Source organism: Paenibacillus sp. FSL H8-0104, from assembly GCF_038050215.1.
GTDB classification, from domain to species: Bacteria; Bacillota; Bacilli; order Paenibacillales; family Paenibacillaceae; genus Paenibacillus; species Paenibacillus amylolyticus.
This window is the reverse complement of record NZ_JBBOTC010000001.1, coordinates 756,072-769,860: the sequence shown is the minus strand read 5'-3', so window position 1 is coordinate 769,860 and position 13,789 is coordinate 756,072. Positions and strand designations below refer to the sequence as shown.

The window sequence follows — 13,789 nt, the reverse complement described above, 5'->3', positions numbered from 1 at the left end:
TGGTCGCAGGCTACGCCTGTACGCCGTTCTCGTAATTCAGTGCCTGCTTGCGGTTGTAACGCTCCAGTGCCAGCTCAATCATGCGATCCAGCAGTTCGGCATACGATACACCTGTCTCACGCCAAAGAAGTGGATACATGCTGTATGGTGTGAAACCAGGCATGGTGTTGACTTCATTAATAAGCAAAGCGCCGTCATTTTTCCGAATGAAGAAGTCCGCACGTGAAATACCGTTACCTTCAATCGCACGGAACGCCTGCAATGCTGCCTCGCGAATGCGATCTGCGGCCTCTGGGTCCAGTGGAGCTGGAATCAGCATCTGTGATTGACCATCAATATACTTGGCTGCATAGTCATAATACTCACCGGAGGATACGATCTCACCTGGAACGGAAGCCATGGGCTCGTCATTGCCGAGGACGCTGACTTCAACCTCGCGTGCTTCAACGAACTCCTCAATGACAACCTTCGTGTCATACCGAAGTGCAAACTCGACAGCTGTCTTCAACTCATCGCGGTTACGTGCTTTGGAGATGCCTACACTGGAGCCCAGATTTGCCGGTTTGATAAAACAAGGATACCCCAGCTGATCTTCGACCTGTACGATCATTTCGTGCTCTGTCTGCTTCCATTGTGTCGCGTTAAAATACGTAAAGGCACATTGGTCAATGCCAGCCTGTGCAAACAGCTTTTTCATGACCACTTTGTCCATGCCGCCAGCAGAAGCCAGTACACCTGCACCTACATATGGCATATCCGCCATCTCAAACATGCCCTGAATGGTACCATCCTCTCCAAACGTACCATGCAGCAGAGGGAACATCACGTCCAGCGCTTCTGCTCCGCCATACAAACGGCCAAACAGGGCGTTCAGTGCATCCTGCGTTCCACCCGCCGATTGCTCCAGCTTCAAGTCTTCAATCTGCGCGAACGGCGCATGCATGACAGGTCCTTTTTTCCACGTACCCTGCTTGGAGATATAAAAAGGAACCAGTTCATACTTTTCATAATCAAATGCGTTTGTTACAGCAAACGCCGTTTGCAGCGACACCTCATGCTCGCCCGATTTTCCGCCGTACACGACGCCTACTTTTAATTTATCCATACTCATGTGTACCCTCCGATTATCTGTGCCTGATGCTGTCATGTTTGCATGCTCAGCACCCTTGTTATTCTGCTTGCATTATCTGGTCTTATTTTACACGGAACTGGATGTCTGCGTCACCGCATCCCGAAAATCTTTCGTCATCAAAACTCATCTGCAATATGGAAAAGCCGGTATACCGTCCGCTCTGTCCAAGCGTAAGAATCCCGGTAATCCCAAAAGCGGTGACGGCTGCTAACCGTATGTGCGTTAACAAGCGGCATACCGCCCGCATCAAACGCGGTCACAACGGTGCTGTGTTGAAATCGTCCATCTCCATCCCAATCGTAGAGAATAACATCACCGAGCATCAGCTGCTCAGGACGCTCCACTTCTGTCGCGGTCAGACCCCAGCTGCTGCCTGACAAATAACGCTCCAGACTGTTGGAAACTGCCCAACTGTAACTCCACATTTCGGAGCCGTTCACATACCCTTTATACCACCAGCCGGCTTCTCTTCTACCAGTATAGTGGATGGGTGCGCCCCCTGCAAAGAGACATTGGGACACGTAATTGGTACAATCCACATCAAATTCCTCAAATGCCGGATTCCCCGCATTCCACCACCGATCTGCATAGGCAACCGCCAGATCTCTGCGATATGACTGTTGCCGTGAGCTTCTTCCTTGACCCAACACTTCCCGATTCAGCAACGGCCGATTCATCGCCTGTACAAAATCAGCTTGTTGAAACGGACGTCCTTCCCCAGCAGGGCGACGCTCCGGCACTTCTCGCTCGACCCGTCCAATGATCCATCCACCACTCTGCCGCAGAAAGGTTAACCGCTCCCGCTCAATCCGGTCCTCCCGGTGGGTGATCCCGCTCTTCTCGTAGAACAGTCTGCTATACAATTGTACATCCACCACCGCTTCTTCCTGGCCATCCATAAGCGTGCGCACAAGCTTGGCGCTGGTCTCGCTGCGAAGAGGCACGGCGCGCCGCTTACGATACCATTCGTCCAGCCTTGCCATACGCTCTCCCCGTTCCACCACGAAGTCAGGATCGGTAACGATCCGTTCGCTGGTCTGTGGACGGTAGTCGATCTCACAGCGATTGTACTGGTTCACGTAAGTATATAAGGCACTCTTCCATTCCCGTTCCAAGCCTATGTCCCCCTTTGGCATGAGTTCTGTCTGGAATATTTCATTGCGTATATAAACTCCTACTATTCATATGAAAGGGTCTTCGGTTGTATGTACACGGCTCAGGAGGGAGATCCGAAATTCGGCAAATACAGGTACACAAGATATCTTATTCCTGCTCGCTTCACGAAAACGCCTTCATCGGTCCAAAAGCTTGCTTGATCAGGCAAAAAGACCTTTACGTACGGAGGTGAAAACGGTATACTTAAAACTAAAGTTATGATTATGAAATTACGTTTCATCTGATGAAACTAACGAACAAGAACACGGAACGATGAAGGCCTGTTCTTCACCTAAATGAACGTTTTCTTCATCTCACCGACACATCCCAAGGAGGTACATGTATGTCAGCAAAGAATCATTTCTCCGCCGCTCGCAGTCTTGAGGTTGGAGGCAAGTCTTACCGCTACTACAGTCTCGATGCTCTTCAGGAAAACGGCCACGGCGATCTTTCCAGGCTTCCTTTCTCCATTAAAGTGTTGCTTGAAGCAGCAATTCGTCAATTCGACGGACGTGCTATCACCGAAGAACACGTAAAACAACTGACCGGCTGGGCAGATGGCCGTGACAATAACAAGGAAATTCCATTCATCCCTGCACGTATCGTTCTGCAGGATTTCACCGGTGTACCGGTTGTCGTTGACCTCGCTGCAATGCGTGATACTGTGAAAAAAGCAGGCGGCGATCCAAAACAGATCAACCCGCTCGTACCGGTCGATCTCGTTATCGACCACTCCGTTATGGTTGATGCTTTTGGTACCAACGATGCACTTGATTACAATATCAAAGTTGAGTTTGAGCGTAATGAAGAGCGTTACCGCTTCTTGCGTTGGGCGCAAACGGCATTCAACAACTTCCGTGCAGTTCCACCATCCACAGGGATCGTTCACCAGGTTAACCTGGAGTATCTGGCTTCCGTGGCAGCAACAAAAACCGTGGACGGCGAAACCGTTGTATTCCCGGACTCCCTCGTAGGTACAGACTCCCACACCACCATGATCAACGGACTTGGCGTTGTTGGTTGGGGTGTTGGTGGTATTGAGGCTGAAGCAGGTATGCTGGGCCAACCGCTTTATTTTGTAACACCGGACGTTATCGGTTTCAAACTGACAGGCAGCCTGAGCGAAGGCGCAACAGCAACGGATCTGGCACTGACTGTTACCCAATTGCTTCGTAAAAAAGGCGTTGTTGGTAAATTCGTAGAGTTCTACGGACCAGGTCTTGCCAACATCGGTCTGGCTGACCGTGCAACAGTAGCCAACATGGCACCAGAATATGGCGCAACGATCGGTTTCTTCCCTGTTGATAGTGAAACGTTGAACTATCTACGTAACACTGGCCGTCCTGACGAGCAGGTAGAATTGGTTGAAGCTTATTACAAAGCTCAAGGCATGTTCCGTACTTCAAGCACCGTTGATCCTGAATTCACAGATGTGATTGAACTGGATCTCGGCTCTGTTGTACCAAGTCTTGCAGGACCAAAACGTCCACAGGATCGCATCGAGCTGACACAAATGAAAGAAAGCTTCAACAGCATCATTCGCACACCTGTAGATAAAGGCGGCTACGGTCTGAGCGATGAGAAAATCGAACAATCCGTACCTGTGAAGCATCCGGACGGTTCCAACAGTGAACTGAAGGCAGGCGCTGTTGTGATCGCGGCGATCACAAGTTGTACGAACACTTCGAATCCAAGTGTTATGGTTGGAGCGGGACTACTGGCGAAAAAAGCAGTTGAACGCGGCCTGACCAAACCAGGATATGTGAAAAGCAGTCTGACACCAGGTTCCCTTGTGGTTACCGAGTACCTGGAAAAAGCAGGTCTGATCACGTATCTCGACAAACTCGGATTCAACGTTGCGGGCTACGGTTGTGCAACATGTATCGGTAACTCCGGCCCACTGCCGGACGAAGTGAGCGAAGCTATTGCTGAGAACGATATGACCGTAGCGGCTGTATTGTCCGGTAACCGTAACTTCGAAGGCCGTGTACACGCACAGGTTAAAGCCAACTACCTGGCATCACCACCACTCGTTGTGGCATATGCACTTGCGGGTACCGTAAATATTGACTTTGAAACCGATCCAATCGGTTATGATACGAACAATGAGCCTGTATTCCTGAAAGACCTCTGGCCTACCTCCGAGGAAATCAAGGATACCATCGCTAGTTCCCTGAACGCTCAGATGTTCCGCAACAAGTACGAGAATGTATTTACAGCCAATGAGCGTTGGAATTCAATTTCTGTACCGGAAGGTGAACTGTACGAGTGGGATCCGAACTCCACGTACATTCAGAATCCTCCGTTCTTCCAGGAGCTTGGCGACAAGTTGAACGATATCGCAGATATCCGTTCTGCACGCGTTATGGCATTGCTTGCGGATTCCGTAACAACGGATCACATCTCGCCAGCAGGTAATATTGCACCATCCAGCCCGGCTGGACTGTACCTGAAAGAACATGGCGTAGAGCGCAAAGACTTCAACTCCTACGGTTCACGCCGTGGTAACCATGAAGTCATGATGCGTGGTACGTTTGCCAACATTCGTATTCGTAACCAGGTGGCTCCTGGTACAGAAGGCGGTATCACGAAGTACCTGCCAACGGACGAGGAAATGTCCATCTACGATGCTTCCATGAAGTATCAGGATGAAGGACAGAACCTGATCGTTATCGCAGGTAAAGAGTATGGTACAGGAAGCTCCCGTGACTGGGCGGCAAAAGGAACATTCTTGCTCGGCGTCAAAGCCGTTATCGCAGAAAGCTTCGAGCGTATTCACCGTAGTAACCTGGTCGGCATGGGCGTAATGCCATTGCAATTCCAGGAAGGTCACGGCTGGTCCAGCCTTGGTCTGAACGGACGTGAAACGTATGACATTACTGGCCTCAGCAATGATGTGAAGCCAGGACAAGAGTTGAAAGTTACCGTAACTCGTGAAGACGGTACACAGTTCGAATTCCCTGTCATCGCTCGCCTGGACAGCATGGTTGACGTGGATTACTACCATAACGGCGGTATCCTGCAAACTGTATTGCGTCAAATGATGAAAAAAGCTTAATGATATAAATCATTAATGTGATGAAGTTATACAGAAAAGCTCCCTGCCACGTGCAATCAGCACGTGACGGGGAGCTTTTTATTTAACTGTCGATATGCATCATCAATTTAATGATAAGTAGGTTCTTATCACTTAAAATTCAAAATTTAATCCAACTTCTGAATCATCAGGCGGTTCAGGAATACGATATACACCTCTGCAGTTTAATTTCTCCACGTTGATCCAGTCCACAAAATCATCCGCCCCGTAACTACGGATAAAGTGAGCATATTCCGTATTTCCCTCATGATCAATAGACTCGATATACAGGGTGAATGGGTGCTTATACTCTAGGCTCTGCAAAAAATCGATAAATTCTCCTCTCCACTCGCCAATTTTTCCTGCATATTGATTGGGAACGTAATAGTAGAACACATCAAAGTGATATACAACAATTTTCATTAACATTTACAAGCCTCCTAGAACTTACAGATCACAGTTTAGAGTTTTAAGATCTCCATACCTTCTCTCAGTTGTTCCGACACAGCGGTATAGTACTCAATGCTATCCGCAAGTTCGCGTTCAGTCTTATGTATAAGATAATAGGAATATTTCTTCATCAACTCATGCTCGTTTAACTCAACAGGGAGATAAATAATCTCAACATCATTCGAATTGAAATAATGACGATATCCTCTCTCCGATTGTCCCACTTTCATGACTGTTTTTATCACCAGCAACTCATCACGTGTACAAACTCTTATCAGATCAGTTCTTTTCTGTTCTAAATCACGCACTACTTCTTCATCGTAGTGATCAATCTTAGCTTCAGCAATTTCAGTTTCAATTTGCATAATGGCTTTCATGGTTCCTGCTAGTTCTTTAGCTAATGAATACAATGTATGTCCTCCTTTTTTTTGTAAGAAATAGGTACTAACGCATCATCTCTACTCTACCTCATTTGCGATGTAACTCGCAAAGTTCACTGGTCCTATCTTAAATTCGATACCTTATGAAACACTAAAAAACTCCTCGTAAAGTGCACTCTGCACGTTACGGGGAGCTGTGGTTTCAGTATGTGTGTATTCTCCGTTGCTTCAAAGAGGCCAACTGCCTTTTAATGCCCAATGTGATGTGAGGCTTGATCTAACAGTTGAATCGTGCCCATGATCAGAAACAGACATGACAGAGCAATTAACGAGCCTCCAACCCATCTAGACATGATTACTCGCTCCGTAATCTGTTTTTCCGAAGCATCCGTTACCTTGTGTGGATACACGAGAAATATTAGCCCTGCGCTAATGAACAGTACAGCCATTATAATCAAGTTCTTCTCCTCCTTACACGTGACTTTCCTTAGAATTTAACTTTTTCGTCGTCACGTGGGATTCTCCTCCCACCAACACCTTTTTCAAACCCATAGCCATAGTGAAAACAATATATCCAATCAAGCCGCCGAGTGTATTAAGCATCAAATCATCCACATCAAATATGCCCATACCAGTCACTAACTGTGTCACTTCATAGCCCAGACTGAGCAGCAGAGACAGCAAGATTACCTTTACTCCAGAGAATAACTTGTTGCCCGTCAACACAGGGATGAAGATGCCCAGAGGGATAAAGGCCAGTATATTGCCTACCAGATGGATTGCGGTGCCAGGACGATGTAACGACAGACTGTTCCAGTCTCGTGAGATTTCCTGAAATGGTGTCAGGTTGACGGTTCGGTTATGGACCAGATCCGGTTGTTGCAAGAACGCCATCAGTCGATCCTTCACGATGCCCAAATCGACCGGGCTTCCTTTAAACAGGATCAGCTTAGTCAGTAGATATACATAGATAATGAAAACGGCAATCCAAAGGATGTAATGTTTGCTTTTCTTCTGGTTGTTGTACTTCATGCTGCTGCTCCTCCTCCTCCTTTGTGTTGCTCTGTTATTTCTTTACGGTGACAATGACACCATCCATGTTATCACCCGATATTTCAGTTTGGCCTTGCTCAGGTATGTAAACAGTTGTGTCTCGGGTGGCCCGATAATAGCGGATATGATACTCCTCACCCTCTACTTCCACAGTAATGTTCTCTTTCTCTTTAAGCATATCGAGATACTCTTCCAGCACCAGATTATTCTTATACATGACAGCACTGTGCGGTAGCCCTACATATCGAAAGTGCCATGGTTCATACTGAATACCGGTGATGCGCACTTTATCCTTTGGGTAACGTAAAATAAATCCGTATTTCCATGCATTCTTCTCCAGCCATGCACCCTCTGGTGCTTCATTCATCGCAGCCAAGCTCGAGCCGATATCCAGGGATAACCCAAGATTGTGCTCACTGTGTCCCGCAGGAAGTGCATAATCTGAACCCTTTTCCCGATATAACTCGTCCTGCTTTTCAAAGTCCCTGTATCCACTGCTGACGAGAAAATATCTTACTCCCTCTTCGCCTGCTGCTTCAACCATCCTCTGAAACTCCTGCGCCACCTGTCGTGATAACATGATTTTCTGATCCAATATCCCATATCCACGAAGCAGATCATCCTCATGTGCCACATATACAATATCGGATTTAACTCCTTCCGGGTGTACGGGGTATTGCTTATCAACCAGTAACAAATTGCCCTTATGTACCTGATCCTGAATGTTTCCGGTGACGGATACGGTATAACCTGCGGGATTTTCACGCGTATTCTGAATCTCGATGGGCAACTCATCCTTCTGCTGAATCCATCCCGGTGATTGCGTAACAATATATCCGATCAAAATGATACATATCAAAAAGCCCCACTTTTTCATGCTTGTTCCTCCTTTTACCTCATACATCAAGGATAGACAACACAAGTTAAAGAAAAAGCAGGGCAATTTTAAAGTTTTTCTTAAATTTGACGTCAATCTTATTGGAAGACGGGTAAACGAACTTCGAATAACGTCCGTACCACGTCGCTCTGGGCCGAGATTGTACCGTCATGCTGCTCCACAATATTGCGAGCGATAAACAGTCCAAGGCCTGTCCCACCCTCCTGAGGGGTCCTGGCACGATCTCCGGTGTAATACATATCGAAGATATGTGGCAATTCCTCCGGACGAATATGTCCACCATAGTTAATCACCTGAATGATGACCTGTTCTGCATCCCGATATCCATTAATATCTACGTACATGCCATCCTTGCCATGCCGTGCAGCGTTAATTAGCAGATTCTCGAACACACGAGCCAGCAACTCGCCATCACCGGAGACCGTAAGGTCAGTGTCTATTTTTAGTCGGGCGACTAGTTGGTTCTTTTCAAATACAGGATAGAGTTCTTCGTTCATCTGCTTCAGCAGTTCGCTAAGATCCAGCTGTGTCTTGTTTATAGGCAACATGCCATAATTCATACGGGTAATTTCGAACAAATCATCAATCAGCTTCTCCAGGCGCTGTGATTTGGTGAATGCAATCGACGTAAAGTGCCGTACCTGCTCCTCCGTTAACTGATCATCCTTCATGAGCAGATCTAAATATCCAAGCACAGACGTCAGCGGTGTTCGCAGGTCATGCGCCAGATTGACAACAAGCTGGTCCTTACTATTTTCAGCAAAATCCCCTCGTTCTACCGCTTCCCTTAGCTTCTCACTTGCCAAATTCACATCCTCCGCAATCGTACCTAACTCGTCCTTCGAGGAGATCTGCACACGATGCTGAAAGTCACCGTTGGCCAAATGCCTGATCCCTGTAGAAATGTCCTTGAAATACGTCGCGTAGGGCTTGGTAAACCAGAAGAAAAATAGAATGGCGAGTGGGATAAATAAGATCAGGAAGAAATAGATATCCCCGATACTTCTCATAAAATGACGATATTCAGCGAGCTGATCTTCTGCACGGACACCCGAATAATAGGCTTGCATAAGCTTGTAAATCCCATAGGTAATTGCACCAGAGGCAAGCATGCTTAACCCTAGCAACATAATCATGGTTGTACGAAAACTTCTTCGTTTAGTCATTAAACGTGTACCCCACACCCCAGATGGTTTTGATAAACTTGTTCTTGTTCACATCTTCCCCCAGCTTTTTGCGCAGGGTCCGAATGTGGACCATCACGGTATTCCCACTCTCGTAATAGGCTTCTCCCCACACCTGTTCAAAAATAGCTTCTGCACTGAACACCTGCTTGGGGTGGCTCGCAAGCAGATACAAAATGTCAAACTCCTTCGGTGTTAGTTCCACTGGTTTGCCGTAGAGTGTAACGCGATGTTGATCTGGCGTGATGATGAGCCCACCTTTCTCCAGAATGGACCTCTGCACAGGCGCAGACTGGCTGAATTGCAGAGAACGACGTAACTGGGAGTTAACCCGGGCAACAAGCTCCATCGGATTAAACGGTTTGGTCATATAATCGTCCGCACCCATTACAAGTCCCGTAATTTTATCCATATCTGACGTTTTGGCACTTAGGAAAATGATTGGTAAATGATGCTGCTCCCGAATTTTACGGGTCACCTCATACCCGTCCATGCCAGGCATCATAATGTCCAGAATCGCCAAATCTATCGCTTGGGTCTGAACAGCTTGAACCGCCGCCTTCCCATCAAAGGCCTTGATCGTGTGATATCCTTCTTTTTGTAAATGTAAAGCAACCAGATCAGCGATCTCAACTTCATCGTCTGCGATCAGAATCGTAATTCGCTTCATTGCTTATTCCACTCCTATGTGTGATGCTCAACAATATAACATATTTGAATCCAACAGATAAACCAATGAAAGGAATCCATACATATGAAACTGGAGCGTTTATTAGCCATCGTGGTGTTGCTAATCAATCGTGGACGGGTGCAAGCCAAAGACTTGGCAGATATGTTCGAAGTATCGATCCGGACCATCTATCGGGACATCGATACATTGGGTCAAGCAGGCATCCCCGTGGTGACATATCAGGGGGCAAGCGGTGGGATTGGTCTGGCAGAGGGTTACCGTCTGGATCGAAACGTATTAACAGACAAGGACCTCGCCTCCATCGTCACTGCACTGCGCAGTGTATCCACTTCCCATGCTAATGCGGCGCGAGAGCTTCTGGTCGAAAAACTCAGCAGTATCGTACCTGAATCCAAAAATGACGATTTTCAGGCCAATACCAATCGATTCATCGTGGATTACTCAACCTGGACGCATCCCGAAGCGCTGAAAATCAAGCTTGAACTTATCGAACAGGGTATGGATCAATTACGCCCCGTAACCTTTACCTACTGCAGTGCGGAAGGTATCCATACTCACCGAACTGCCGACCCTCATACCATCGTACTCAAGAAGCATTCCTGGTACCTGTATGCTTTTTGTCACGAGCGGAATCAATTTCGCATGTTCAAGCTTGTGCGCATGCAAGATGTCACGCTTGCTAATGAGCACTTCGAGCGTAAAGTCATCAACCCACAGGACAGACCCTGGCAACAGGAATGGAGCCGCCCGGACAATCAAGCTAGGATAACCTTGAAATTCCATGCTCGCGTCCGTCATATTGCGGAAGAATGGTTTGGGATCGAGAACGTCATGCCTGATGGGACTGGGTATTATATCAGCCAGGTTGCTTTTCCCGAGGATGGCTGGTTATATGGATTCATTCTGGGCTTCGGCGCGGACGTTGAAGTATTGGAACCTCAGCATATTCGGGATGAAATCTGCCGTATCGCGGAGCAAATTGTACAAAATTATATACCTCCGACTCAAACCTGACAGACAGCTGTCCAGTTCCTACCCGTATACTTCAGATATATTCAATCTGTACATATATGAGGAGGAATTAATCATGAACGTCACTGTATGTCAAAGCTGCGGCATGCCGCTCACAACCCCTGCCCAATTCGGAACGGAAGCAGATGGAAGTACAACCCGTGAGTACTGTATCTATTGTTACAAAGAGGGCAAGTTTGAGCAGCCTGGTATGTCACTTGAAGGCATGACGGAGATGTGCACTGCCATTCTGAAGGACGAAGGTATGGATGAGGAATCCGCTCGTTCGATGCTACGCAACCAGCTTCCTTTTTTGAAGCGTTGGCGCACGAATACAACGGATCAACATACAGAATCTCTCGCTGAAAACTCTACTGCTTCCGCTAAGCCTGGTCAGGTAACAACAGAGCATTCGTTCTCTGCCCAGCCCGTTCGTTATGTCACGCTCCCTGGCAAACGTCTTGCCGGCGTATCCGCCCGCACAACCAACGCCATTGAGATCAGTGGCAAAGGTTGTATTCAGGGACTCTGGAACAATTATTTTTCCTCAGAGCACCTCCCTGCACCTGAAGTTGTTCGCTATGGTTGTTACACGGATTACACCGATGGGATAACCGGAGAATACACCATACTGGTAGGGCATGAGGTCAGTCCGAACGAATCATTGCCTGAAGGACTGGACGACATTTTACTCCCTCCTACAACTTACGCCGTATTCACTTCCAGAAAAGGACCGATGGCAGAGGTTGTTGGCGAAGCTTGGGGAGCCGTGTGGGCATGGGACAAACAAAGCGATCGTACGTTCACCGGGGATTTTGAATTATATGATGAACGCAGCCTGAATCCCGAAAGTGTACAAGTGGATATATACATCGCTGTTCGCCAAAGTAGATAAAACCAACACGATACCACCTCAGACAGAATCAAAGTTTCATCGCATCTTTCTTCATATCAAGCAAGCTGCCGGGTTCGCTCGGCAGTTTTTCGTATTGTCAGGTTAGCCAGTAATTACTGGTTGGCCTTTTTTTGTGGTCGTTTTACGATGGGGGAAGCCGGGAGAACGTGGCGGTTTTAGGGGCTAGGACCTCGTAACAAAAACAGTTCTCCCACGACCTCCAAAAGACCATGTTTGGGCTGGTAGGGGCAGTTGACCCCGTATAACAAGCGAAGCTATGGGTTTGGAACCATCGTGGAAAGGACCGGCGAAACGAAAGATAAGGAGTGAGGGCATGGAACCTGTTGTTGGTGTAGATGTCGCTAAAGGTTCAAGTGTGATACAGGCGTTTCAAAAACGAAATGAGCCCGTTGGTAAAGCTATCGTCATTGAGCATGTTGCGAGTGGATTCGAACAATTCACGGAGATGTTAGGGGCCCTTCAAGCCGAAACGGGTGTTGCTCCAGTGGTTGTTTTGGAGGCGACTGGGCATTACCATCGTGCCTTGGTGTCCTGTCTGAATCGGAGTGGCTACACCTACTACATTGTGAATCCCTTGCAATCCAAGCGAGCGAAGGGAACGCAGTTACGCAAAGTTAAAACAGATGCTGCAGATGCTTGGCATCTGGCAGAGATGTACTATCGCGGCGACGTGAAGCCGCATCGAAATTGGGATGAGACGTTTACAGAGCTACAGCATTTGACTCGGCAGCATGAGTTTGTCACGGGAATCTTTGTGCAGGCGAAGCTGAACAGCAGAGCCTTGCTGGAGCAAGTTTTTCCGACGTATGAGCAGATATTTTACAATGTGTTTTCAACAACATCATTGACGGTGCTGTCTCATTGTTTGGAGGGAAGTGTGACGAATTGGAATGAAGTCATTCAGGGTAATTCGGGACGATCCCATTCCAAGCGATGGACCAATGAAAAAGCGAGAAAACTGGAGGAAGTACTGGATGAATGGAGAGAAATTCGGCGTAGCCCCGCTCAAAGCAAGGCACTGCTCGGAATGGTCTCTTTATTGTTGACGATGATTCGGCAACTGGAGGAACTCGAAAAACAAATGGAGGAACTTGCAGAAAATCTGCCTGAAGTCGGACTGGTGAGAAGTATCCCGGGAATTGGAACGAAACTGGCCGCAGCCATTGTAGCTGAACTAGGTGATGTGAAACAGTTTAGTGATGCGAAGCAACTTGTAGCGTTTGCGGGCCTTGACCCAGGGATTTTCAGTTCAGGAAAGTTCACAGCGACAAGTACACGAATTACGAAACGAGGCTCTAAAAGGCTCAGACGTTCACTATATTTAGCGGTGCAATGTGGAATGCGAAAGAATGCGAATGCAAGAATCCGTTCGTACTACGAGAAAAAAAGAAACGAGGGCAAGCCCTACAAGGTGGCCGTGATCGCCTGCGCAAACAAGCTGTTACATCACATTTTCGCCATCTTGCAGAAAGGCCAGCCCTACCAAGTGTAATCCATATTTAACCAAAACCTCCATACCCGTGGAGGTTATTCGTGTTGGTCGGAAAAAGTATACCACGAAAAGAGAACTCATCCAACCAGAAATGCTTGACAAACATTAGCTGGTTTTTGTTATATCCGGAACTACATTATCCCCTAAACAACCCGACCATGGTACCAAGTTAGTTAGCATGCTTTGCATCATTTAACCAGACAATATGCCTCATATGCGGGTACCATTGACTTCCTTAAAATTGGGACTATTCACATAACAACCGATTCGATCCTCCCATATCAAACCTTTCATATCAGGTCCTTTTCTCCTGAATTTCCCTAAAAACGTTTACATCTCCTTAAAACCGGG

General features: G+C 47.3%; 13 protein-coding genes. 4 read left to right on the top strand and 9 right to left on the bottom strand.

Features of this window, described 5'->3' with window-relative positions; genetic code table 11:
- Positions 1–10: 10 nt before the first annotated feature.
- Together NST38_RS03580 and NST38_RS03575 are read right to left on the bottom strand one after the other, a co-directional pair.
- Entirely contained in the window at positions 11–1,111 is a 1,101-nt protein-coding gene (locus NST38_RS03580) for a D-alanine--D-alanine ligase (protein WP_036614110.1), read from the bottom strand.
- A 137-nt stretch (positions 1,112–1,248) separates the two neighbouring features.
- Entirely contained in the window at positions 1,249–2,268 is a 1,020-nt protein-coding gene (locus tag NST38_RS03575) for an amidase domain-containing protein (protein ID WP_197997991.1), read from the bottom strand.
- 362 nt (positions 2,269–2,630) lie between these two features.
- On the opposite strand from NST38_RS03575, the gene acnA reads away from it, so the two are divergent.
- Positions 2,631–5,345, top strand: a complete 2,715-nt coding sequence (gene acnA, locus NST38_RS03570) for an aconitate hydratase AcnA (protein ID WP_036614112.1) — start codon at positions 2,631–2,633, stop codon at positions 5,343–5,345.
- A gap of 132 nt (positions 5,346–5,477) precedes the next feature.
- Here acnA and NST38_RS03565 read toward each other — a convergent pair whose 3' ends face one another.
- From NST38_RS03565 to NST38_RS03535, 7 genes are all read right to left on the bottom strand, one after another.
- Entirely contained in the window at positions 5,478–5,792 is a 315-nt protein-coding gene (locus NST38_RS03565) for a hypothetical protein (protein WP_047841416.1), read from the bottom strand.
- 32 nt (positions 5,793–5,824) lie between these two features.
- Positions 5,825–6,223, bottom strand: coding sequence for a hypothetical protein (locus tag NST38_RS03560; protein WP_076254952.1), 399 nt, complete (start codon positions 6,221–6,223; stop codon positions 5,825–5,827).
- A 218-nt stretch (positions 6,224–6,441) separates the two neighbouring features.
- Positions 6,442–6,651 carry a hypothetical protein gene (locus NST38_RS03555; protein WP_076254955.1) on the bottom strand — a complete coding sequence of 70 codons (210 nt, stop codon included), beginning with the start codon at positions 6,649–6,651 and terminating at the stop codon, positions 6,442–6,444.
- Between the two features lie 13 nt (positions 6,652–6,664).
- The gene (locus NST38_RS03550) at positions 6,665–7,225 is read right to left on the bottom strand and encodes a VanZ family protein (RefSeq protein WP_076254956.1); all 561 of its coding nucleotides are present in this window, start codon (positions 7,223–7,225) and stop codon (positions 6,665–6,667) included.
- A 34-nt stretch (positions 7,226–7,259) separates the two neighbouring features.
- Entirely contained in the window at positions 7,260–8,123 is an 864-nt protein-coding gene (locus NST38_RS03545) for a M15 family metallopeptidase (RefSeq protein WP_076254958.1), read from the bottom strand.
- Positions 8,124–8,221: 98 nt separating this feature from the next.
- Positions 8,222–9,310, bottom strand: a complete 1,089-nt coding sequence (locus tag NST38_RS03540; protein WP_036614119.1) for a HAMP domain-containing sensor histidine kinase — start codon at positions 9,308–9,310, stop codon at positions 8,222–8,224.
- Positions 9,303–9,998, bottom strand: a complete 696-nt coding sequence (locus NST38_RS03535) for a response regulator transcription factor (protein ID WP_076254960.1) — start codon at positions 9,996–9,998, stop codon at positions 9,303–9,305. The genes NST38_RS03540 and NST38_RS03535 overlap by 8 nt, the downstream gene beginning before the upstream one ends.
- 84 nt (positions 9,999–10,082) lie before the next feature.
- On the opposite strand from NST38_RS03535, the gene NST38_RS03530 reads away from it, so the two are divergent.
- The 3 genes from NST38_RS03530 (at position 10,083) to NST38_RS03520 (ending at position 13,438) form a co-directional block, all read left to right on the top strand.
- Positions 10,083–11,033 carry a helix-turn-helix transcriptional regulator gene (locus NST38_RS03530; RefSeq protein WP_076254961.1) on the top strand — a complete coding sequence of 317 codons (951 nt, stop codon included), beginning with the start codon at positions 10,083–10,085 and terminating at the stop codon, positions 11,031–11,033.
- Between the two features lie 73 nt (positions 11,034–11,106).
- Entirely contained in the window at positions 11,107–11,925 is an 819-nt protein-coding gene (locus tag NST38_RS03525; RefSeq protein WP_076254963.1) for a zinc ribbon domain-containing protein, read from the top strand.
- A 334-nt stretch (positions 11,926–12,259) separates the two neighbouring features.
- The gene (locus NST38_RS03520; RefSeq protein ID WP_076254983.1) at positions 12,260–13,438 is read left to right on the top strand and encodes an IS110 family transposase; all 1,179 of its coding nucleotides are present in this window, start codon (positions 12,260–12,262) and stop codon (positions 13,436–13,438) included.
- The last annotated feature ends 351 nt before the right edge of the window (positions 13,439–13,789 follow it).

What these genes read in the sequence shown, in the direction of transcription:
- NST38_RS03580 (WP_036614110.1), bottom strand. Translation starts at nt 1,111, where the DNA reads ATGAGTATGGATAAATTAAAAGTAGGCGTCGTGTACGGCGGAAAATCG.
- NST38_RS03575 (WP_197997991.1), bottom strand. Translation starts at nt 2,268, where the DNA reads ATGCCAAAGGGGGACATAGGCTTGGAACGGGAATGGAAGAGTGCCTTA.
- acnA (WP_036614112.1), top strand. Translation starts at nt 2,631, where the DNA reads ATGTCAGCAAAGAATCATTTCTCCGCCGCTCGCAGTCTTGAGGTTGGA.
- NST38_RS03565 (WP_047841416.1), bottom strand. Translation starts at nt 5,792, where the DNA reads ATGTTAATGAAAATTGTTGTATATCACTTTGATGTGTTCTACTATTAC.
- NST38_RS03550 (WP_076254956.1), bottom strand. Translation starts at nt 7,225, where the DNA reads ATGAAGTACAACAACCAGAAGAAAAGCAAACATTACATCCTTTGGATT.
- NST38_RS03545 (WP_076254958.1), bottom strand. Translation starts at nt 8,123, where the DNA reads ATGAAAAAGTGGGGCTTTTTGATATGTATCATTTTGATCGGATATATT.
- NST38_RS03540 (WP_036614119.1), bottom strand. Translation starts at nt 9,310, where the DNA reads ATGACTAAACGAAGAAGTTTTCGTACAACCATGATTATGTTGCTAGGG.
- NST38_RS03535 (WP_076254960.1), bottom strand. Translation starts at nt 9,998, where the DNA reads ATGAAGCGAATTACGATTCTGATCGCAGACGATGAAGTTGAGATCGCT.
- NST38_RS03530 (WP_076254961.1), top strand. Translation starts at nt 10,083, where the DNA reads ATGAAACTGGAGCGTTTATTAGCCATCGTGGTGTTGCTAATCAATCGT.
- NST38_RS03525 (WP_076254963.1), top strand. Translation starts at nt 11,107, where the DNA reads ATGAACGTCACTGTATGTCAAAGCTGCGGCATGCCGCTCACAACCCCT.
- NST38_RS03520 (WP_076254983.1), top strand. Translation starts at nt 12,260, where the DNA reads ATGGAACCTGTTGTTGGTGTAGATGTCGCTAAAGGTTCAAGTGTGATA.